The sequence below is a fragment of the Leisingera sp. NJS201 genome, from assembly GCF_004535885.1.
In the GTDB taxonomy this organism is placed as follows: domain Bacteria; phylum Pseudomonadota; class Alphaproteobacteria; order Rhodobacterales; family Rhodobacteraceae; genus Leisingera.
The window spans coordinates 3,524,011-3,544,901 of sequence record NZ_CP038234.1; the positions used below are offsets into that span (position 1 = coordinate 3,524,011).

At 60.6% G+C, this 20,891-nt stretch carries 18 protein-coding genes and 1 pseudogene; 11 read left to right on the plus strand and 8 right to left on the minus strand.

Annotated features, from left to right (window positions below; all coding sequences use genetic code 11):
- Nucleotides 1-68: 68 nt before the first annotated feature.
- The 3 genes from ETW23_RS26160 (at nucleotide 69) to ETW23_RS26170 (ending at nucleotide 1,838) form a co-directional block, all read left to right on the plus strand.
- Nucleotides 69-269, plus strand: coding sequence for a hypothetical protein (locus ETW23_RS26160; RefSeq protein WP_254695059.1), 201 nt, complete (start codon nucleotides 69-71; stop codon nucleotides 267-269).
- 2 nt (nucleotides 270-271) lie between these two features.
- Entirely contained in the window at nucleotides 272-712 is a 441-nt protein-coding gene (locus tag ETW23_RS26165; RefSeq protein WP_254695060.1) for an adenylate/guanylate cyclase domain-containing protein, read from the plus strand.
- Nucleotides 713-1,076: 364 nt separating this feature from the next.
- Nucleotides 1,077-1,838: a tetratricopeptide repeat protein gene (locus ETW23_RS26170; protein WP_254695061.1), complete on the plus strand. Its 762-nt coding sequence runs from the start codon at nucleotides 1,077-1,079 to the stop codon at nucleotides 1,836-1,838.
- A 74-nt stretch (nucleotides 1,839-1,912) separates the two neighbouring features.
- Here ETW23_RS26170 and ETW23_RS17310 read toward each other — a convergent pair whose 3' ends face one another.
- From ETW23_RS17310 to torT, 5 genes are all read right to left on the minus strand, one after another.
- Complete coding sequence (locus ETW23_RS17310) at nucleotides 1,913-2,758, minus strand: hypothetical protein (RefSeq protein WP_134830755.1); 846 nt, start codon at nucleotides 2,756-2,758, stop codon at nucleotides 1,913-1,915.
- A 148-nt stretch (nucleotides 2,759-2,906) separates the two neighbouring features.
- The gene (locus ETW23_RS17315) at nucleotides 2,907-4,205 is read right to left on the minus strand and encodes a hypothetical protein (protein ID WP_164982665.1); all 1,299 of its coding nucleotides are present in this window, start codon (nucleotides 4,203-4,205) and stop codon (nucleotides 2,907-2,909) included.
- 24 nt (nucleotides 4,206-4,229) lie between these two features.
- Nucleotides 4,230-5,594 carry a TfuA-like protein gene (locus ETW23_RS17320; RefSeq protein ID WP_134830756.1) on the minus strand — a complete coding sequence of 455 codons (1,365 nt, stop codon included), beginning with the start codon at nucleotides 5,592-5,594 and terminating at the stop codon, nucleotides 4,230-4,232.
- Nucleotides 5,591-6,796, minus strand: a complete 1,206-nt coding sequence (locus ETW23_RS17325) for a YcaO-like family protein (RefSeq protein WP_134830757.1) — start codon at nucleotides 6,794-6,796, stop codon at nucleotides 5,591-5,593. The genes ETW23_RS17320 and ETW23_RS17325 overlap by 4 nt, the downstream gene beginning before the upstream one ends.
- A gap of 142 nt (nucleotides 6,797-6,938) precedes the next feature.
- Nucleotides 6,939-7,991 (minus strand): TMAO reductase system periplasmic protein TorT, encoded by a 1,053-nt coding sequence (gene torT, locus ETW23_RS17330; RefSeq protein ID WP_134830758.1) that lies wholly within the window; start codon nucleotides 7,989-7,991, stop codon nucleotides 6,939-6,941.
- A gap of 92 nt (nucleotides 7,992-8,083) precedes the next feature.
- Between torT and torS the strand changes: the two genes are divergently transcribed.
- Nucleotides 8,084-11,011 carry a TMAO reductase system sensor histidine kinase/response regulator TorS gene (torS, locus tag ETW23_RS17335; protein WP_134830759.1) on the plus strand — a complete coding sequence of 976 codons (2,928 nt, stop codon included), beginning with the start codon at nucleotides 8,084-8,086 and terminating at the stop codon, nucleotides 11,009-11,011.
- Here torS and ETW23_RS17340 read toward each other — a convergent pair.
- A complete protein-coding gene (locus tag ETW23_RS17340; protein WP_134830760.1) occupies nucleotides 10,992-11,684 on the minus strand; it encodes a response regulator in 693 nt (230 codons plus the stop codon). The genes torS and ETW23_RS17340 overlap by 20 nt on opposite strands.
- Nucleotides 11,685-11,870: 186 nt before the next feature.
- On the opposite strand from ETW23_RS17340, the gene ETW23_RS17345 reads away from it, so the two are divergent.
- The 4 genes from ETW23_RS17345 (at nucleotide 11,871) to ETW23_RS17360 (ending at nucleotide 16,919) form a co-directional block, all read left to right on the plus strand.
- A complete protein-coding gene (locus tag ETW23_RS17345) occupies nucleotides 11,871-12,818 on the plus strand; it encodes an ABC transporter substrate-binding protein (protein ID WP_129369391.1) in 948 nt (315 codons plus the stop codon).
- A gap of 69 nt (nucleotides 12,819-12,887) precedes the next feature.
- Complete coding sequence (locus ETW23_RS17350; RefSeq protein WP_129369390.1) at nucleotides 12,888-13,919, plus strand: glycine betaine/L-proline ABC transporter ATP-binding protein; 1,032 nt, start codon at nucleotides 12,888-12,890, stop codon at nucleotides 13,917-13,919.
- A complete protein-coding gene (locus ETW23_RS17355; protein ID WP_134830761.1) occupies nucleotides 13,916-15,880 on the plus strand; it encodes a proline/glycine betaine ABC transporter permease in 1,965 nt (654 codons plus the stop codon). The genes ETW23_RS17350 and ETW23_RS17355 overlap by 4 nt, the downstream gene beginning before the upstream one ends.
- Before the next feature lie 4 nt (nucleotides 15,881-15,884).
- Complete coding sequence (locus tag ETW23_RS17360) at nucleotides 15,885-16,919, plus strand: GlxA family transcriptional regulator (RefSeq protein ID WP_134830762.1); 1,035 nt, start codon at nucleotides 15,885-15,887, stop codon at nucleotides 16,917-16,919.
- Nucleotides 16,920-17,133: 214 nt separating this feature from the next.
- Here ETW23_RS17360 and ETW23_RS17365 read toward each other — a convergent pair whose 3' ends face one another.
- Entirely contained in the window at nucleotides 17,134-18,042 is a 909-nt protein-coding gene (locus ETW23_RS17365) for a LysR family transcriptional regulator (protein ID WP_254695062.1), read from the minus strand.
- Nucleotides 18,043-18,163: 121 nt separating this feature from the next.
- Between ETW23_RS17365 and ETW23_RS17370 the strand changes: the two genes are divergently transcribed.
- From ETW23_RS17370 to ETW23_RS17380, 3 genes are all read left to right on the plus strand, one after another.
- Nucleotides 18,164-19,129, plus strand: coding sequence for a glutathione S-transferase family protein (locus ETW23_RS17370; protein WP_134830764.1), 966 nt, complete (start codon nucleotides 18,164-18,166; stop codon nucleotides 19,127-19,129).
- A gap of 62 nt (nucleotides 19,130-19,191) precedes the next feature.
- Nucleotides 19,192-20,004 carry a hypothetical protein gene (locus ETW23_RS17375; protein ID WP_134830765.1) on the plus strand — a complete coding sequence of 271 codons (813 nt, stop codon included), beginning with the start codon at nucleotides 19,192-19,194 and terminating at the stop codon, nucleotides 20,002-20,004.
- A 64-nt stretch (nucleotides 20,005-20,068) separates the two neighbouring features.
- Nucleotides 20,069-20,740: a DsbA family protein gene (locus ETW23_RS17380; RefSeq protein ID WP_134830766.1), complete on the plus strand. Its 672-nt coding sequence runs from the start codon at nucleotides 20,069-20,071 to the stop codon at nucleotides 20,738-20,740.
- Here ETW23_RS17380 and ETW23_RS26175 read toward each other — a convergent pair.
- A pseudogene (locus ETW23_RS26175) lies at nucleotides 20,739-20,840 on the minus strand (ATPase); the annotation flags it as partial. The gene ETW23_RS17380 and the pseudogene ETW23_RS26175 sit on opposite strands and share 2 nt — an antisense overlap.
- Between the last annotated feature and the right edge of the window lie 51 nt (nucleotides 20,841-20,891).

Here is a 20,891-nt window from a genome sequence, read left to right on the forward strand (position 1 = left end):
GCAGACCAAAAGGGCAGAACCGGCTTCTCCGGCAGTTCTTGCCGACACTCACAGGAGGAGGACAGCTTGTGAGCGGCCATAGTAAAAAAACAACGGTCCGGCGCCAGCTTGGAGCAGTGCTGTTTGCCGATGTTGTCGGCTATGCCCGGCTTATGGGCAATGACGAAATCGACACATACAGCGCACTGAAATCCCTGCTGGAAGAACTGGAAACAGCATGCAATGCGCATGACGGTCAAGTGGTGGCAGTTCGCGGCGACGGGTTCTAGCGTTGTTTGAAACAGCGACGAACGCGGTGAAATTCGGTGTCGAGCTGCACCGCATTGCAGAGCAGAACAACAGTGCACGGCCAGAAGACCAGCAGCTTCGGTTTCGGGCCGGTGTGCATATGGGCGAAATCCTGGTCGATGACCGCGGCATTCACGGCGACAATGTCAACATTGCCGCCCGGCTGCAGGAAATTGCCGAACCGGGCCGGGTTTTTGTCAGCGGGTCGGTTTATGAACAGATCCGCAACCGCTTGCGCTTCGGTTTTGAATTTCTTGGCCCGCAGCGCCTTAAGAATATTGCGGACCCGGTGCCCTCCTATTGTGTCCGCAGCGAGGTCGCCGGAGCGGCCATGGCTGCCACCCGGCGCCCTCCGGAGGCTCAGCCTGCAGGCCGGCCGCCCCTGGCATACCATCCGTCGCCGTGCTGCCATTTGCCAGCTTGAGCGGCGACCAATCCGACAACTGGTTTGCGGACGGGCTGACAGAAGACATCATCCTGAACCTGTCCAAATTCAAAAATCTCTTTGTCATAGCCCGCAATTCTGCCTTTTTCTTCAAGACCCGTTCGATGCCCCACAGGAAGCCGCGCGTGAGTTAGGGGTACGCTACGTCGCACGCGGCAGCGTCCGCCGGGCCGGAGCAAGGGTACGGATCGCCATTGAACTGATTGACGCGGATTCGGGGCGGACGATCTGGGGCGAGCGCTATGACCGGAACATTGACGATATTTTTGCCATCCAGGACGAGGTAACCGATGCAATCGTTGCAGCAACGGCCGTTCTGATCGAAGCCCAGGAGCGCAAACGGATGGCGCAGGCAGCACCGGCAGATCTTGCTGCCTATGGCTTTGTTCTGCGCGGGCAGCAGTTTATCTTCCGCTACACCAGGCAGGATAACCGCGAAGCCCAGACCCTGTACGAACGCGCCCTTGCGCGGGATCAGGATTATGCCCGGGCCTCGGCCGCACTATCACGCACCCTGAACATTGATTGGCGCTATTCCTGGGCCAAGGACGCCGAACACGCATTGGACACAGCCCTGTCTTACGCCCAGAAAGCAGTTGAGCTGGACCCGACCGATGCCCGCGGTTTCGGTGAGTTGGGATTTGTACATCTTTACCGGAAAGAGCATGACGCAGCGATCGGCGCTTACCGGCGCGCCCTTGCACTTAACCCGAATGATGCCGACCTTCTGTCGGACTACGCCGATGCGCTGGCCCATTCCGGTGACAATGAAACAGCCATCGAAAGCCTGCAACAGGCGATGCGGCTGAACCCCTATTTCCCCGATCAATACCTCTGGCACCTGGGTGGCGCCTACTACAACCTCAAACACTATGAGGCGGTTATAGAAACGCTCACCAAAATGAATAACCCGACCGAGGGACAGCGGATGCTGGCCGCCAGCTATGCGCAGATGGGCAAGATGGAACTGGCCCGGGATATGGCCGCCCGGCACCGCGAAGCACATCCGAATTTTTCACTCGAACGCTGGACCAAGGTGCAGCCTGACCGGCTGGAAGAAGACACCCAGCACTTTGTTGAAGGCCTGAAGAAAGCAGGTTTCTAAAAGGCTGGCGCCCAGGACAGGAACGCCAACCCTTTCTTATCAAGTCACAGCAAACCTCTGCCAGATACTCAATCTCAGTCGCCGGACCCGCGTGCTTTTGCGCCGCTGACCTTGGCACCGCTGACTTTGGCTCCACTGACCTTCGCGCCGCTAACTTTCGCGCCGCTCACCTTGGCACCGCTGACCGAAGGTCCGCCGTCGCCGAAATAGACATCCAGCAACACCTGTTCCAGCCTTCCGGCCATCACATCCATCCGGATCGAGTAATCGGCCTGATCATAATCCCAGACCCGGATGTCGTTTGCGATCTGGTACTCGGCCGAGGCAACGCCGGTCACCGAAGGGTTCAGCGGCGCCCGGGAAACCTGAACCTGATCGGCAGGCGATTCTGGACCTGTCGCGCTGTCACCGTCGCCATGCACAAGGAAAATCACCGGCTCCGGCAACTCAAAATAGGTGCCCTCATAGGAAAACCCGTAGATACGAGCAAGATTCGCATCATCGCTCAGCTGATCGCCAAGCAGGTTGTTTCTGCCCTGGCCTTTCTGCCGCCGTTTTTCCGCCCTGGAAAATTCCTGCTGCCCGGCATCATAATCACCAACCTGCTTCCACAATCCTTGGCGGGGACCGTGGGCAACCTCAAGTATGGTACCTTTGGGAAACTGGCACTGATGAAGCCAAGGATTGCTACGTCCTGATCCAACTCTATAGAGGCCATTTTCAGTCTTTTTATTCTGGGCCATAACCAGAACTTTGTCACCAGGCACAACAGTTTCACTGCCTACTTCTGTACCTTCCAATTTCGGCATATCATCAACCGTCCCGACCACAGCCCCTGCAATTTTGGGGACAACTTTCATGTCGTCGATCAAACGGCCAAATAACAACACTTCAGAAAAACTCAGCAAAGACTCGGCCACTGTACACACTCCTGTGGCTATGAAAACAACTCAGGATGACAATTCAAAAATGGACACGTCCGGAATTTCTGCAGGTTCTGATGCCTTGAATGTCCCCCTGAGAGGTAAAATAGCACAAAAAGAATAGAATTTGTAGACAATCAGCCTGTCAGCCGCCGGGCACCCTTGTCCGCACGGAATTGGCATGGCTGTCCTCATCCGCTTCGGCCAGTCGCGGTCCAGCCTGGGCAAAGCCAATTCCCCGCATGCGGAAGTTGCCTTCTATGATTGAGTGGAAGGCGCCTCCGGTTGTTTCTTGGTCAACAATCAGCAACGCCTTCTCCACCGCCGCATAGGTCAGGTTTTCGGCATCCAGCATGCTCCACGCCGCCGCCAGATAGGCGCCCAGAAAGTCACGGGCTTCCAACAGCGATACCCGGAACCCTTCGGGATCAAGAGCATAGCGCGCATCAAACAGCGCCTGCATGACATCGCTGTAATAGGGGGTTTCCTCCAACTGATCAGACAGATCCTCCATTTCAGGTGTGATCAGACCATGCACCAGCAGCCGCTCGTGAAAGATATCGACGAGGATATCGAACATCGCCCCCGTCAACGGTTCGGACAGCGCGTGTTCACTGCTCCAGCCGGAAACAAACTCCTGCAGCGACCGGGTATTTGCCGCCATCCGGATTTGCGCATTCCCAGCGAGTTCGGCGAAGCGGTTCAACTGATTGAACGTGTAAAGATTGCCCTTGGTGTTCTCCAACAACTCCTCGACAACCGACCCGAAGTGAAGCGAGGCTATCAGCGCCACCATATCAGCTGCAGATTCGTGAAATCCAAAATACTCGCCCGGCACATCATCCGAGACCGGCATACCCGCAACACTGTAGATGATGGCATGGCCGATTTCGTGGGCGACCACATCAAAATTCAGGCTGTAGGCGCGGTATTCGCCTCCATGCTCCCAGGTGCCGCCGGTTTCCAGAAATCCCCAGCCGATATGCGCGTTGTCCAGGCTTGGCAGCAGCGACAGCTCCAGCCGGTCATAATCCCGCGCAAAATGCCAGGGGATCGGGTGCCCGAAATACGCCTCCCACACATCCAGCGTGAAATGGGCGGCGGCAAACAAATGCACCGCCTCAAAACCGGGATCCGAAGGCAGAACATGCGTAAAGTGGCCATCTTCATCCGGCGCCGGCGGTTCCTGCACCTCTCCATGCCAAGGCGGCAGATACATGCCAGGCCCCGACGGGCCAGGGACTATGGCCCCAAACGGAATGGTTTTGCCCAAAGGGTTGACTGTATACATCCGCGGTCCCGACGGCCCCGGCCCGATTGAACCGGGCGGCGCGGAAATCTCGACCAGTTCCGGTTCCGGATCCGCAGTCCGGAACGGAGATTGCGGAAACAGGAGAAACCGGGTTCCCGGCGCTTCTTCAGCCATCTCAAACATGTCGTCCATGAGCCCTCCAAATTTGCGGAGGTTTCACCGTATATGCCCTGCCTGGTCTCTGCTTTGCGGTGCAGACTGTGTTTTGTCCTTTTGATGATACATGAATTCACGCCGGATCAGCGCATAGAATTCATCCAGGTCTCTCAGGCCGATACCCGCAGCATATTCCCCCAGATCTTCAGGGGTCCCCCGCTGCAGGCGTGTTTCGAAATACCAGACGACCCAGCGCAACCGGTCCTGTTCAGGCTGATCGCTGCCCCGCTGGTCCAGCTCAGCCAGCCGCTGCGACTTGGAAATCGCCCGGGACTTCAATTGCGCATAGGCGCCTGCCTGCCGGAGCTCTGCCAGCAGGTGCAGATCCAACTGCTTGCCCAAGGTGTTCACAGCAGTGCCAGCCAGCGCTGTTTCCCCAAGCAGCGCTTCATACCCGTCAGCAGTCAGCCCGTTTTCTGCCAGCCACTGTTGCAGGTCGCGACTGCGGAAAAGCTGGAGCGTTTCCCGGTGTCTGCTCAATTGCTCTAATATCTCTTGCCGGTCCGGGCGCAGCCCCTTCCGCCTCGCATTCTCCAGCGCCAAACAGCGCGCTGCAGCGCGGATCCGGAATTCACCAAAGCGCACAGGCTCCAGGCGCAACTCATCCAGCACCTGCAAGTCCGCGTCCGGCAGGCTGTACGCCTCCGCTTCGATCCGCTGCACCAAACCCTGCCAGGCAAGCGAGCGTTCAACTTTTTCAGGCGGAATGGAAACGGCCTTGCCCTCCGTCGCCTGAAAGGCCGCCATACGGATCAGCATCATCTGCGCGTCCTCGCGCTTGGCGTCCACCCGCCCGGTTTCAAGCCAGGCCGAAAACTTGCCAAGCCAGGATGCGTCCGCAAGTCCCGCAAGGATCTGTTCCCAGGTCCTGTCGTGGTAAAACAGTTGCTTGGCCGTTCTGAGCAGCTCCGCAGCCTGATCCGCTTCCAGCACCGCGTCAGCGACCGCGCGCGCCACGGTTGCCCGGATCGAGACCATCGGTTCGCTTAGCGGTGCAAAGCCCAATTCTGCCGGGCTGTGCAGGACCGCGACTTCGTCATCGTCGCAAATCTCACCCGCAGCATAGGCTTCATAGATGTCTCCAATGCCCACCATCCCGAACGCAGACAGCTCAGCCGCCCTCAGCGCCCCCATGCTGGCGCTGCCAAACACCGCGATCCCCTGCTCCAGCGCCCACAGGATTTCCTTGTGCCAGACCGAGGGCACGCCTTCAAAATACCCGTCGATCAATCCGATGACAGATGCACCTTGACGGGCGGCCCGGTAAATGTCGCCTTGACCAGCCGGCGGCAGAACAGTGGCATTCAGCAGGCTCAAGACCTCCTCAGCGCTGATTGTCGGGCCTGCAAAAACAATTGCCGTCAAACCTGCGCCTCCGCTGTTCTCAGGGCCCTCGGGCCTGCTATGAAATCCGGATCGTCATGCGGCGCCTCCAGGCCCGGGATCACCGCACGCACCACAGAAATTCCCAGACCCGGACGCGACAAGTCGACCGTCAGAACTTGCTCTATCCCTGCATCCCCCAGCCGGTTCAGGAGCCAGGCCAGGTCATTTTCGAAGGACGGCGCTGAGTAGGACGGGCAATCATGCAGCCGGTCCACCGGTTCGGATCGAGCCAACAACGCCCGGACATAATGCGCGCGTTCTGCCGACGCCTTGGGGGTAAACTCATCCGGATCCAGATCGTCGCGCGCACCGGAGATATAGGTCAGCCGTGTCTGGGCCGCCTCGGTCAGCGCCCTTAGCAGGGCAATGGCCCGGTCCGGGTGGCAGCCGCTGCCAATGCCGATATGGCCGGGCCGGCTGCCGGCTTCGCAAATCATGCAATGAAACGCCGCCACCCCGGTGTCTGTCGCGATACTCCAGATGCCGGCGTCCACTCCTGCTGCAGCAAACTGTTCCAGCGCCGCACGGCAACGCGGGTCGTCTATAGTTTCGGGACCGATACGCGGGCCCGGCGGTGCATGATGCCACAAAGTGATCGCATCCCTTTCAATCAATTCGCAAATCGCGTGGCAGGTGGCTTCTGCCAGACTGTTGCCGGACGCAAGACCGTTGGTAGTGCGCGGAAACGCACCCTGCCCGCCGCAGGGCCGCGCGGTGTAATCGGTATCCACCATTTCATAGGGCAGCCAATACGCCTTTTCAGTTATCAGGTCCGTTCCTTCAATCCACAACATCGGCTGGTGCGGATCAAAGCGGCCTCCGGTCACGCGGGGCAGACGATCAACATCCATCACCAATGCGTCTTGCCGCAAGTCGTGATAGCTGGCCGCCCGCAGAGGCAGCGCGATCCGTTCCGCGTGCCAGGTCTCAATCGCTTCCATCACGCCCGAGGCCTGTGCCGCTTCCAGCGTCAGCCCCTTGCCCAGCGCCACCGCGACTGAACGGGAATTAGGCCGCGTCACCATAACGGTTGGCAGGCCGATCCGGTCCAGCCCGGTCAGATTGGCAATGCGGGTGATGCCCATACCGGCAAGATGCGGCCGGACTGCAGCCAGCGTCTGCGCCGGATCGCACAGCCGGTGGGTGTCCAGAACATATCCCTTCTGCTGCGCCTTTGGCATGGGGCAGGCCTCACTGTCATGACTGCCACAGAACATCTGCTGGCCGCCTATTGGTATCCCGCAATATTCAGATAAGGATGCTGGATCACACGCCGCCGGTCAACAAAACTGCCGCCTGCCGGACTAGCCTGCTGCAACACCGTCACCGCTGCGGATGAAAATCAAACACCGGGACAAAACTTGCCGGCGCCAGGGATTGCTCCAGCATATCCCCGCGCTGCGAGTTCTGATCAAAGACCTGGATTTCCGGCCCGGTATGTTTGACGCTCAGCTTTCCCTCTATAGCCCGCACCGCCATTTCCACCGCCAGCCGCCCTTGCAGAACAGGGAAGTCCGTGGGTGCTGCAATGATCCGGTCACGCAGAACACCCCGGTAGACGGCGTGGGTCATGTAGTCAGACACGACCAGAACCTTCCCCTGCAAACCACGGGCACGCAGGACCGACACCGCGGCCTCGGCAGCAGGCGCAGACCCGGCGATGTAGTCCAAGTCCTGCGCCTCATCCAGCGCCTCTTCGACAAGGCGGACCTGAATCTCCCGACCGGTGTCCCCGTATTTCGTCACCGCGACCACCGCCGAGCTTTCCGCCAGTGCCGCGCGGAACCCTTGCTCAACAAATTTCACCCAGCCCGCATTCTCCGGACCGGGAAACCAGGCCACTTTCACTGGCGGCGCGCCTTTGGGGTGCCGCGCCGCGATGATACGCCCGGCCACAGCGCCCATTTCCGTCCAGGACACACCGACCTTGGCAGTGATCCCCGCATCGGCGATGTCATTCACCGCTGCAATTACCGGAACCTTTGCCGAAATCCGCTCCACCGTTCCGGTCAGACCCGCAAATGAGACCGTCCCCAGGATCAGCGCATCTGCCCCCGTCTCCACACAGTCTTCGGCCTGGCGGATCTGCCGCTGCAAATTCGGATACCCGCCGGCCTCAACCAGTTTAAAGGAAACCCCCAGCCGTTCAGCCTCAGCCACCATTCCGTAGTTGACGCTCAGCCAATAGGCGTCCTTCAAATGCGGATACGCGATGCAAAGCCGCCACATCTGCGCCGCCCGCTCCAACGGCTGATAATCTGCGGCCTCGTATCCGCTTTCGTAATCGAACGGGGTTCGCGGAACCTGCAGGCGCCAGCTGTCCGCGGCGGCTGCAGTGCAAAGCCCAGAGAAGAACAAAAACCAGAGTGCGCGCATGAAAATCCCTTCCAGACACTGAGGATAGGCAGCAGAACGCAAAAGGGAAATTCAAATTTGCACTACAGGCAAATGCGCGCGACAGTCCAGGGATGTTGAAAAAGCTTGGTCTTGGCGGAAAATTAAGCCTCGCATTCGTCGTCATTGCAGGACTGCCCACCCTTGCGGGCATCCTTGGCCTGGTTGAACTGCGGGTGCTTGCACGCCGCCAGGCAGAGGTGATCAGCCAGACCATACCTGCCATAGCCGAAGTCCGCGGCATGGCCGAAGAAAGCACCCGCATCATTGCCATCGCCCCTGAGCTGGCCGCAGTTGACACCCAGTCCGAGCGGGAAAACCGGGCAAAATTCCTGTCCGCCCAAGTCCAAGCACTGACCCGGCGGCTTGAAGCGCTGGAGACAGCCGGCGGCACAGGATCCGCCCGGCTGCGTGACACGGTGACGGAAGCGTCCCGCGTGCTGCCGCTGCTGAACGCCCTGGTCGAAACCCGCATCGCTCTGCACAGCGAGTTCAACCAGTTGGCCGGGCAAAACCTATCCGCTGCGAACAACCTGCTCAGCATGGCCGACACTTTGGTGGCAAACGCCGAGATGGGCACAACTGCAGTTATCTCAAGCCTTTACGGTCCAGGTTCCTCCCCGATTGAGGAGCAGGCCCGTACCGATACGCTGGACAAGCTGATCGAGGTTGACCTGTTCCAACTGGGCCTGATGTTCGAGCTGCGCTCGCAAACTGCTGAAATCGGGCTGCTGATCAACCGGATCGAAGACGCCGGCGATGAAACTGAACTGGGTGAGATCGAGGCAACGCTGACCAGCCGGCTGCTCGTCGTGTCCCGCCGGATCAAGGCGATCCGCGACCCAGGGCGGCGCCAGCAGGCCGAGGGCTATGCCGCGCAATTGCGTACCGTCTCAGAGCAGGACATCGGGCTGTTTGTGCTGCGCGACAGGATTCTGGCCACCGAAGCCCGTATAACCGCGCTCCAGCAGGGCCTGCAGGCTACCGCATTGCGGCTTGGCGACGAGGCCGCAGCCGTTGCGGACCAGGCCCAGGCACGGGTGATCCGGTCCGGCAATGCTGCCGCTCTCGACGTCCAACGGGCCCAATTGCGCAACGGCTTTGCTGCGATTGCAGGGTTTGTGCTGTCGCTTGCAGTCCTGTGGTTTTATGTGCGCGGCAGCATCACCCGGCGCCTTAATCAGCTGTCGGGCACAATGGCGGCCCTGATGCGCGGCCAGCTGGACCACCGGGTAAGACCGCGAGGGCATGACGAAATCGCCCGGATGGAGGCCGCGGTGGAAGTTTTCCGCCAGCAAGCCATCGACAAATTGGAACTGGAAAGTGTCCGGGACCGCAATGAACAGGAACTTCGCGAACACCGCAACAATCTGCAGGTCCTGGTCAATGAACAGACCGAGCGCCTGCAGGAAGAAGTCGAAGCCCATGATGAGGCCCGCCGGAAAGCGGAAACCGCTGACCAAGCCAAATCCGAGTTCCTCGCCATGATGAGCCATGAAATCCGCACGCCTATGAATGGCGTGCTTGGCATGCTGCGCAGCCTTTCGGACGATGGCCTGCCGCCTACGCAGATGGAGCGGCTGCGGGCAGCGCTGGTCTCCGGCCAAAATCTGCTGAAGATTTTGAATGACATTCTGGACTACTCGAAAATCGAAAGCGGCGCCCTAAAGCCGGAGATAAGCACATTTTCCCTGCGGGAACTGGTCACCGACATCGTCGTGCTGCTGCGGCCCGGCGCAGACAGCAAGGGCGTCCACCTGTGGCTTGATGCCCCCGGAAACCTGCCAGAGGCCGTGCAGGGCGATGCCGCCAAGCTCCGTCAAATTCTGTTCAACCTGCTTTCCAACGCCCTGAAATTTACTGACGACGGCGAGGTCATTCTGCGGATCCGGATCAACGATACTGCCAGCGGACGCCACCGGGTGACCTTTGAAGTCAGTGACACCGGCAAGGGCATATCGGCGGAAGCAAAGACCAGAATCTTTGAGGCCTTCGAGCAAGAGGACACAGATACCGCCCGCAAATTCGGCGGCACCGGGCTGGGGCTGGCAATCAGCAGACATTTCGCCGAAACCATCGGTGCCAGGTTGTCGCTGGAAAGCACCTCCGGCGTGGGATCCGTTTTTACACTGTCCCTGGAATTGGAACCGGGCAACCCCGCTGATCTTGTGCTTGAAGACCCGCCCGCACCGGCAACAAAAGCCGAACACCCCCTGTCTGTGCTAGTGGTCGAGGACAACGAAATCAATCAGATGGTCGCGCGAGGGTACTTGGAGCGTATGGGGCACAATTGCCAATGCACCGGCAGCGCCGAAAGCGCGCTGGAACTGCTGCCCGGCTCCGGTTTTGATCTGGTGCTGATGGATGTGAACCTGCCGGGCATCAGCGGCACCGAGGCCACCCGCCGCCTGCGTGCCCTGCCCGACCGGCGGATTGCCGAACTGCCGGTCATCGGCATTTCGGCGCATGTGCAAAAGGACCAGATCGAGACTCACCTGCAGGCCGGCATGAACGGCTTTGTCGCCAAGCCGGTCTCCCCCGAACGGCTGGCCAAGGCATTGGACAGCGTCATGCAAGGGCGCGAGGGCGCGATCTATTTATCGGCCCGCCAGGCAGTTCTGGAACAGCCGGACCGCCGCGCCGGCCTTCAGAAACAGATGCAGGAAAACATACGGGACCTTGGCAAAGTGCAAGCTCTGGACATCGCAAGAATATTCAAACAGGAGCTTCCGCGAAGCCTTGCACAGATGACTGCGGCTTTGGAAACGCAAGATTTCGGATCACTTGCAAAACAAGCGCACCGCGCCAAAGGGGCTGCCAGCACCTTTGGCCAACAGGATCTCGCGGCGCTGCTGGCAGCGTTGGAAGCACACTCGGAAAATGGGGAACTGAACGCAGCCCAAGACCAGCTGGACAAGCTGGCAGCCTTGGTCCCGCACATCCTGGAGGCGCTGGCCGCAGTGCTGCGCGAGTGCGAAACCGTCAGTTCAAAGGCGCCGTGAACACATAGCCCTCGCCATGCACGGTGGTGATCACCCGCGGATTGGCGGGGTCCTCCTCCAGCTTGCCGCGCAAACGCCGGATCAGCACATCCACGGTACGGGGATTCGCGCCGTATTGCCGGTGGGTGACCCGGCTCATCAGCGCATCGCGCGAGGCCACCTCGCCTGCCCGGCTGATCAGCATCTCCAGCACTTCGAATTCAGCCCGGGTCAGGGAAATGCTGTCACCCTCGACCGTTTGCAGATGCCGAGCCGCGACGTCGAACTGGAACCGCCCGAATTTGTAGATCCGGCGCGACAGACGCCGGACATCCTGCGTCCGCCGCAGCAGGTTTTTCAGCCTAGCCAGCAATTCACGCCGGTTGAAGGGCTTGCAGACATAATCATCCGCGCCAAGCTCCAATCCGACAATCCGGTCAATCTCATCATCCCGGCCGGTCACCAGGATAATCCCCAGCTCAGACTTGGCACGCTGTTCCCGGGTAATCTGCAGCCCGTCTTTTCCGGGCAGGTTGATGTCGACCAGCAAAAGGTCAACGTCCTGTTCTTCCAGTATAGTTTCCGCGTCTTCGGCAGTTTCAGCCTGCGAAACACTGTACCCTTGGGCATCCAGATAACTGGCGAGAGTGGCCCGGGTGACGGGCTCGTCCTCAATGATCAAAATATGCGCCATGATTTTGAAACCCCCGAAAATATTCCTACCGGTTAACAAATTTTAACATACCTGACCAGCCTGTTCATCCCGCCGGGCTGACCTGTTCACAACTGCTGCCTAACTTCTTGTCTCGAAAGCCCGGCTTTCAAAACGCGGAAAGGCTCAGGCCATCAGGACCAGGGCTGCGACAACAGGGAGACACACATGAGATACCGGCAATACCTAATGGCCAGCGCTGCGGCCATGATGATGACGGCCCCGATGGCGATGGCCGAGGATTCCTCGGACCCTATCATTATTCCGATCCACAACTGGTCGAGCCAGATCGTGATGAGCCACGTTGTCGGACAAATCTTTGAATCAATGGGCAACAGTGTCGAATATGTGTCGACCGACAGCCAGGCAGTCTATGAATCCGTCCGCCTTGGCGATGTGACCCTGGAACTGGAAGTCTGGGAAGGCGCCTTTGGCAAGTCCTTCAACGAGGCGCTGTCCAAAGGCGGCCTGCATGACGCAGGCGACCACAATGCCGTGACCCGCGAAGACTGGTGGTATCCGGCCTGGACCAAAGACGCCTGCCCTGGCTTGCCAAGCTGGGAAGCGCTGAACGACTGCGCTGCGGCTTTTGCCACACCTGAAACTGGCGACAAGGGCCGTTTCCTGGGCGGTCCTGTTGACTGGCTCAAGCACGACGCCGAGCGTGTTGAGGCGCTCGGCATGAACTTCACAGTTGTGAACGCAGGGTCTGCCTCGGCGCTTTGGGCCGAAGTTGCTGCTGCGGAAAGGACCAAAAAGCCGGTGGTGATCTTCAACTGGACGCCGAACTTTGCCGAAGCTGTCTGGCCAGGTGAATTCGTCGAATTCCCCACCTGGGTCGAAGGCTGCGACAAGGACCCGTCCGTCGGCCCGAACCCGGACGCCACCTATGACTGCGGCAATCCGGCCAACGGCTACCTGAAGAAAGCCGCTTGGGACGGCATGAAAGAGAAATGGCCGGCGGCCTATGAAACGCTGACCGAAATCAGCTTTACCAACCCGCAAATCGCAGAAATGGCCAAGCTGGTCGACATTGACGAGATGGAGCCCGAGGACGCCGCAGCTGAATGGCTGGCCGCGAATGAGGGCCTCTGGAAGCCCTGGACCGGTTCCTGATTCCCCCTTCCGAACCCTTATTCCGGGGCAGCGCGCTGCCCCGGTTTCAATGCCAATGAAAGAAAAGCCATGACCGCCGCCACCCCCGTCATTTCCTGCAAAAACGTCTGGAAGCTGTTTGGCGCCCAACCGGAACAGTATCTGAAGTCGCTGACCGGCAACCCCGGCTTTGATGAGATCCGCCAGGCTGGCTACATCGCAGCTGTGCGCGACGTCTCTCTGGATATCGCCAAGGGGGAAATGCTGGTGATCATGGGGCTGTCAGGTTCCGGCAAGTCCACCTTTGTACGCTGCCTGTCCCGACTGATTGATATCACCGGCGGCGAGGTTCAGGTTGACGGTCAGAACATCGGCGAGATGTCCGAGAAAGAGCTGATCGGCCTGCGCCGCAACAAGATGGGCATGGTGTTCCAAAGCTTCGGTCTTTTGCCGCACCGTACCGTGCTGGACAACGTGGCATTCCCGCTGGAAATGCGCGGCCAGGATCGCCACGCACGCCGCGCCCGTGCGCTGGAGGTGATCGAACTGGTAGGCCTGTCAGGGCGCGAGGATTACTTCCCGCGCGAACTATCCGGCGGCCAGCAGCAACGTGTCGGCATCGCCCGAAGCCTGGCAATTGAACCTGATATCTGGTTCCTGGACGAGCCGTTTTCAGCCCTCGATCCGCTGATCCGCCGCGAGATGCAGGACGAATTCCTGCGTTTGCAGGAAATGCTGGGCAAGACCATCGTCTTTATCACGCACGACTTTGACGAGGCCCTGCGCCTTGCCGACCGGATTGCCATCATGAAGGACGGCGTGGTTGAACAGTGCGACACCCCCGATCAGATCGTGCTGAACCCGGCCACCCAGTATGTTGCGAAATTCACCGAAGAAATTGAGAAATCCCGCGTGGTGCACGCCGGTGTTTTGGCACGCGAGGTGAATGGGCACAGCCTGACCGGCACGCCGATCGGAGAAAAACAGACCATCGCCGAACTGGCGCGCCTGCTGGTCAATGACAACCGCGACTTTCTGCCGGTTGCCAACACCGCAGGCAGCCTGATCGGTGCGATGAACCGCCAGGAAGCGCTGGACGTGCTTCTGGGAGAGCCGTCATGACAGATCAGACGATGGTTCTTTCTGGAAGACCTCAGACATGGACACGCGCCAGAACCGGCTGGGCGCTGTTTGCGCTGGCCTTCGTTCTGGCGGCGGGCAATGCCGTGCTGCCGGCAGGGCTGGTACGGCCGCCTGAATGGCTGGTGCTGCCTTTTGCCGACTGGATCAACGCGATCTTTAACTTCCTGCGCGATGATCTTGGACTTATCTACCTGACCCGCGCCTTTGCTGATGGGGTTGAATGGCTGCTCGATGTGACCGCCAACTTGCTTTACGGCAAGAACCGCTGGCCCCGCGTCGGCCCCATTCCGTGGACCGTGATTGCCAGCATCGGCTTTGTTATCGGCTATGCGTTACAAGGTTGGCGGCTGTCGCTGCTGACCGGCGGCACCTTTGTCTGGATCGCCGTCATGGGACAGTGGAAATGGGCGATGGAAACCCTTTCGGTTATCGTTGTCGCGGCCCCGTTCTCGATCCTGTTCGGCCTGGTCATGGGGGTCCTCGCCTGGCGCTCGAAGAGCTTTGAGCGGATCCTGAATCCAATCCTCAACATCGCGCAAAGCCTGCCGCATTTCGCCTATATGATTCCGGTTGTGGTCTTCATCGGAGTCGGCCCCAAGGCGGGTGCCATCGTCACCATCATCTTTTCGGTGCCGCCGATGATCCGCATGTCCTTGCTGGGTTTGCGCAAGGTCCCGCATGAGGTGATTGAAAGCGGACACATGTGCGGCTCAACCCGCTGGCAGCTGCTGCGCCACGTCCGCATCCCCACCGCCCGGACCGAGATCCTGGTCGGTGTGAACCAGGTCATCATGCAGTGTCTTGCGATGGTGGTCCTGGCCAGTTTCATCGGCATGCCGGGGCTGGGCCAGAAGCTGCTGCAACTGCTGCAGGCGTTGAAGATCGGCCGCTCGGTCGAGATCGGAATCACCATCGTGCTGCTGGCCGTCATGCTGGACCGTTGCACCAAGGCCTGGGCGACCAAGCAGCCTGAGCATTTTGAAAAAGGCATCTCCTTTGCGGTCCGCAACAAGTTTCTGCTGATCGCTGCGGGCCTGTCGCTGGCCTGCATCCTGCTGGCACAGTTCATTCCAGTAATGGACCAGATCGGCCGCCGCGACGCCTTCACCATCTCCAAGCCGATTGATGCCGTCGCGGACTGGTTCATCGTGCTGATAGATCCGGTCACCCAATGGCTGCGCTGGTTCCTGATCACCTGGGTGCTGATCCCGATCCGCGATGCCTTCCTATGGATGCCCTATGCCGCAGTGCTGGCGCTGCTGGCCGCCGCAGGCTGGGCCATCGGCGGGCTGCGGTCAGCTTTGGTATGCGTTGCTTTCTTCGGCCTCATCGCCATGTCCGGCTGGTGGGACCGTGCGATGATCACTGTTTATACTGTCGTCGTCGCGGTCTCGATTGCGACTGTGCTGGGTTTTCCGCTGGGCATCTGGGGATCGTTTCACGAGAAACGTGCCGCCCTTGCCCTGCTCATCTGCGACACATTGCAAACCTTCCCCAGCTTCATCTACCTGATCCCGGTGGTCATGCTGTTCGGGGTGAACGATGTGGCGGTGATCGGCGCCGTGGTCCTGTTCGCAGCCGTGCCGCTGGTGCGCTACACCATTGAAGGGTTGCGCCAGGTGCCCGAAACCCTGATCGAAGCCGCTGATATGGCCGGTGCTACACGGATGCAAACCCTGTGGAAAGTCCGCCTGCCGATGGCGCTGCCTACCATTATGGTCGGGGTGAACCAGTCGGTGATGTTCTCGCTGTTCATGGTGATCATCGCCGCCTTCATCGGCACCCAGGATCTGGGCCAGGAGATGCAGCGTGCGCTGTCTTCCACCGATGTCGGCAAAGGGCTGGTGCTTGGTCTTGCCGTCGCTTTCATGGGGCTGATGGTCGACCACCTGGTCACTACCTGGGCGAAGACCAAGAAAGATGCGCTGGGGCTGGAGTGACATCATGACTATCCATTCCAACGACTTTGGCCCCGCCCCATCCACCCGCATAGGCTTTCTGCTGTTTCCAGGCTTTCCAATGGCCTGCCTGGCCTCGGCAATGGAGCCGCTGCGCGCCGCCAATGAAATCGCCGGGCACCAGGTGTTTTCCTGGTCCTTGGTGACGGAAACCGGCGCGGACGCAGCGGCTTCAGCCGGGGTCCTTTTTCCAGCAGATGCCAGCCTTGCCGGGATCAAAGGGCTGGACTGCCTGTTCCTGCTGTCCGGCCCGGAAGGTGAATTCGAAGATCCTGTCTCAGGGCATGGGCGGCTGCGCTACTTATCGCGGCATGGTGTGACCTTGGGCGCAGTGTCCGGTGGTGTTTTCCCGCTGGCGCGCAGCGGGGTTTTGTCCGGACGGCGCTGCGCTGTTAACTGGTGTTACCGCAGCGCCTTTGAGGCCGCCTTTCCCGATTGCCCGGCTGTTGACCGGCTGATTGTGCGGGACGGCAATATTCATACGATCTCTGGTGCGACCGCCATGTTCGACCTGTCACTGGAGCTGATCGGCAATGCTCTCGGTGCAGACGCCAAAAATGAAATCGCCTGCCTGTTCCAGCATCCCGTCATCCGCAACGGCAGCGCCCGTCAGAAGGTCCCGGTGCTGCAAAGCGACCGCACCGTCGACCAAATGCCACCCGCAGTAAAAGAGGCTATGGCGATCTTCTCGGAGAATTACGAAACACCGGTGTGCATCCGCGACGTGGCCCGCATGGCCGGCATCTCGCCGCGCCAGCTGGAGCGCAGTTTTCGCGCCGCTACCGGCCTCAGCCCCGGCGAATACTACCGCCGCCAGCGCCTGAAGGCCGCCCGGCAGATGGTGCTTCATTCATGGGATACCGTGTCCCGCATAGCCCATGCTGTTGGCTATGCCAGCTCCTCGACCCTGACACTGCATTACCGGAAGTTCTATGGAGTCACACCGGTTCAAGACCGCAAACACGCTTTGCAGCCGCCCGGCCGCCGCCAAGTTCAAACAGCGCCACCGGGCGGCCTCTAAGCAGGCTTGGCCGTTCATCCAGCTGCCGCCGGACCATAACTGAAAGCGCCGTGTAAGGGCGCGCGCTGCTTGCCCTACTGGGCAAAAGCACAGGCGTCGTAGCCCTATGGTTTCCGCTGCCAGAGTTCACAGCATTGAATGAACAAGCGAATTGGCCTCATTGATGCCTATTCCGCTAGTAAAAGGATCTCGGCGGGCAGCACTTTCGCGGCTTTCACACACAGGCTTCCCGGTCCCAGGGCGGCACCTCACCGCCAAGATGTTCCAGGATGAAATCAATGAAAACCCGCACCTTGGCAGGCAGATAGCGGCGCTCCGGATAGATGGCATAAAGGGTCTGCGACGGCAGCAGGCAGTGCGGCAGCACCCGCACCAGCCGACCCGCCGCCAGATCCGGACCGGCAGTGAAGGTCGGCAGCCGGCCGATGCCAGTGCCGCCTAGGATCGCCTCCCGCAGCGCTTCGCCGTTGTTGACGCTGTAGCTTCCGCCGGGCCGGAAGGTCTCCAATTCGCCGCCGCAGTTAAAGACCCATTCCTGAAAATCCCGGCTGTAGGAATACTGGAGGCAATTATGGCTGCGCAGATCGCTGACCGTTTCCGGCACACCATGGCGCTCCAGATACGCCGGGGTGGCAACCAGGGCATTGTGCAATGGCGCAATCTTGCGTGCCACCAGCGCGGAATCTGCCAGCGTGCCGCCGCGCAGCGCCAGGTCGAACCCGTCCGCAAACAGGTCCGCCAGCCGGTCATCCATCACCATGTCCACCGAGACGCCAGGATAGCGCGCCAGAAAGCCAGAGATCAGCGGCGCCACGTGCAAGCGCCCGAAAGCCATCGGCACATTCACCCTTAGACGCCCCTTGGGTGCCTCCTGCAGCGCCAGCACGCTGTCCTCGGCCTCCTGTGCCGCCTCCTGCGCCCGGACCGCATGGGCATAGAAATGCTCTCCTGCCTCGGTCAGGCTGACATTGCGGGTGGAGCGGTGAAACAGTTGCGCGCCCAACCTCTTTTCGATCTGGGTGATCCGTTTGCTGACCGCGGACTTGGTCACCCCCAGCCGCCGTGCCGCCGCGGCAAACCCCTGCGTTTCGGCAACCGCCACGACCACCGGGATGTCTCCCATTCCTTCCATTTTCCTCTCTCTCCGGACCGGTGAGTTTTTCTCAACATTAGGTTTCATCTTACCCGGATTATCGCGCAGCTGGAAACCGATTACCTTTGCCGGGTCATCAAGGAGACGAGCCATGGCAAAGATGCTGATCGACGGTGTGCTCACCGAAAAGCCGAAACCGGGCAACGGGGTATTCCGCCGCATGAGCAGCGGCTTCCGCGGATGGATCGAGCCGCGGACGGATGCGGACTTTCCGGCCGAAGCAGGCCGCTACCACCTGTATGTCTCCATGGCTTGCCCCTGGAGCCACCGCACCACGATCCTGCGTGCGCTGAAGGGGCTGGAGGAGATCATCACCGTCACACAAATGGCGCCGCTGGCAGGCCCTGACGGGTGGCAGATCGACACCGCGGGGCATGATCCGGCAGCCGGGGTCCCAAGAGATGAGTACCTCTATCAGGTCTATCAGCGGGCGGATCCCGGCCACACCGGCCCGGTCACGGTGCCGGTTCTGTTTGACAAGAGCACCGGCCGCATCGTCAGCAACGATTCCGGCGATATCATTCGGATGCTGAATTCAGCCTTTGCCGGGCTGGCGGGCACCGCCCCGGATTTCTATCCGCCGGACTTGCAGCAGGACATCGACCGGATCAGCGCCGAAATCTATGACCCGGTCAACAATGGCGTCTACCGCGCAGGCTTTGCCACCACCCAGGCGGCTTATGACGAGGCGATCACCGCCCTGTTCGGCAAGCTGGATGAACTGGACGCCCTGCTCGGCACCCGCCGCTATCTGACCGGGGAGCGGATCACCGAAGCGGACTGGCGCCTGTTCACCACCCTTGTCCGGTTCGACCCGGTTTATGCAACCCATTTCAAGACCGACCGCAAGCGGATCGCCGATTACCGCAACCTCGGCCCCTACCTGCGCGACCTCTTCCAGGTCCCAGGCGTGGCCGCCACGATCGATATGGAGGCCATCCGCCAGCACTATTTCCTGAGCCACCGGCACATCAACCCGCACGGGATTATCTCTGCCGGCCCGGAACAGGATCTGAGCCAGCCGCACGGGCGGGATGGCACAGCCTGCCCCGCCTGAGCCCATCACCCCGCAACCCGACCGGGGACACTGCCCCGGGCACTGAATTGGAGAACTCCACTATGAAACTGCTTTCGAAACTTGCCGCAGCCGCAGCCGTGCTGTGGCTCCCCGCCCAAGGGCTTGCCGGCGCTGAGGACACTGCCGGCCTGCTGAAACTGGAATACACCGATGGCCGCCCGGCCTCGCTTGGCGTGGAGGACGTGAATGCGGTCCTGAACAGCGTCGGTGTCCGCGTAAGCACCGTTGCGATCCCGGATCAGGCGCTGCCGGTCCTTGAGGCCTCAGGCAGCCGCGCCATCACCGCCGAGGAGGAGGCGCAACTGATCTCTGCCTTTGCACTCAGCCGCGAAGATCTGCTGGCGGAAATCGCAGCTGCGGGACGGCAGCCAACGGTCGAAAACGGCGGCTCCCTCACCACTTCGGAACCGGGTGTTGCGCCCTACCCCAAGGTCTATGACATGAACAAGATGGACGCGGAGACCCGGGTCTGGGTCCACAAGAAATTCGGACCGCTGCACATCAACCATGCAGAGGGCGGCACCGGCATCGACGAGGTGATGACGATTGCCTCCGGCGGCCCCTGGGTCTGGTTCTTTGAGCTGCCCGGCGATGTCATCGGCAAGCTGACCCTTGGTCACGTCGGCCCGGAGGGCGAGGCGTGGCGCATCAGCTATCCCGGCATCCGCCCGCACGGCGGTTTCCTGAATCCCGAGTATGGTCTGGTTGTCGCTTATGCGCACGGGCCCGAGCAGTTCGAGATCCATTTTGATGCGGACAATGCGGCCGGTTCCCGCCTGAACGGCACCAATGCCTGGATCGACTTCTCCGGGGACAAGCCGGTGCTTCTGGATACCCCGCTGAGCGGCAACTGACGCATCTGCGGCTGCCGGCGCCTGACCTGCCGGCAGCCCTTTTCCTTCTCATCGAGGTGAAATGATGAAATCCCCCGTTCTGACCATCGACTTCTTCCACGACACCGTTTGCGGCTGGTGCTTTGTGATGTCCTCTAAGCTGCGCAAGCTGGCCGCCGAATTTCCAATCCGGGTGCGCCATCGCACCTTTGTCCTGCAGGACTCGCCCGCCAAACTGGCCGCAGCCTTCGGCTCAGCCGACAAAGCTAAATCCGCCATTCTGGGCCATTGGGAGCGATGCGCCGAACATGACAAAGGCAACCGCATCAACGTGGAGGGGATGCGCCGCCAGCGCTTCCCCTATCCCACCGGCCTGCTGAGCGCCAAAGCCTGCAAGGCCGCAGAACTGCAGACCGGGGACGCCGGGCACTGGGACTATTTCGATGCGGTGCAGGCCGCGCATCTGACGGAGAACCGCAATATCGCGGACGAAGGCGTGCTGCTGGATGCGGCCCGTTCCTGCGGGCTGGATGCCGGACGGCTGCGCAAGGACATGCACAGTGCTGATGTTTCGCAATTGGTTTCCCAGGACCGGCAGCTGGCCGCCTCCTGGCGGATCAGCGCGGTGCCGACTCTGGCGGTTTCCGGCGGCAAATGGCAGCTGCGCCATGGCTCGCTCGCCCAGATGCGCGCAGAGCTGGCTTTGGCTGTGACCGATGTGGCGGCTCAAGCCCCAGCCGGCAAAAATCTGCGGTGAGCAGTGCCCCCGGCATCTTGGGATAGGCAAAGACGCTGGGCCATTCACTGGCGGCGAGGTTGGTTGTGCCTGCAATTGAGGTGCGCTCGTAAAAGCGGCTGGCCCCGCATCTTACCCGGTCCGCAATCCGGACCGGGCCATGCGCTTCACA

Coding starts and splice junctions, on each gene's coding strand:
- ETW23_RS26170 (WP_254695061.1), top strand. CDS start 1,077: ATGGCGCAGGCAGCACCGGCAGATCTTGCTGCCTATGGCTTTGTTCTG.
- ETW23_RS17315 (WP_164982665.1), bottom strand. CDS start 4,205: ATGGACGACATGTTTGAGATGGCTGAAGAAGCGCCGGGAACCCGGTTT.
- ETW23_RS17325 (WP_134830757.1), bottom strand. CDS start 6,796: ATGCCAAAGGCGCAGCAGAAGGGATATGTTCTGGACACCCACCGGCTG.
- torT (WP_134830758.1), bottom strand. CDS start 7,991: ATGCGCGCACTCTGGTTTTTGTTCTTCTCTGGGCTTTGCACTGCAGCC.
- torS (WP_134830759.1), top strand. CDS start 8,084: ATGTTGAAAAAGCTTGGTCTTGGCGGAAAATTAAGCCTCGCATTCGTC.
- ETW23_RS17340 (WP_134830760.1), bottom strand. CDS start 11,684: ATGGCGCATATTTTGATCATTGAGGACGAGCCCGTCACCCGGGCCACT.
- ETW23_RS17345 (WP_129369391.1), top strand. CDS start 11,871: ATGAGATACCGGCAATACCTAATGGCCAGCGCTGCGGCCATGATGATG.
- ETW23_RS17350 (WP_129369390.1), top strand. CDS start 12,888: ATGACCGCCGCCACCCCCGTCATTTCCTGCAAAAACGTCTGGAAGCTG.
- ETW23_RS17355 (WP_134830761.1), top strand. CDS start 13,916: ATGACAGATCAGACGATGGTTCTTTCTGGAAGACCTCAGACATGGACA.
- ETW23_RS17360 (WP_134830762.1), top strand. CDS start 15,885: ATGACTATCCATTCCAACGACTTTGGCCCCGCCCCATCCACCCGCATA.
- ETW23_RS17365 (WP_254695062.1), bottom strand. CDS start 18,042: ATGGGAGACATCCCGGTGGTCGTGGCGGTTGCCGAAACGCAGGGGTTT.
- ETW23_RS17370 (WP_134830764.1), top strand. CDS start 18,164: ATGGCAAAGATGCTGATCGACGGTGTGCTCACCGAAAAGCCGAAACCG.
- ETW23_RS17375 (WP_134830765.1), top strand. CDS start 19,192: ATGAAACTGCTTTCGAAACTTGCCGCAGCCGCAGCCGTGCTGTGGCTC.
- ETW23_RS17380 (WP_134830766.1), top strand. CDS start 20,069: ATGAAATCCCCCGTTCTGACCATCGACTTCTTCCACGACACCGTTTGC.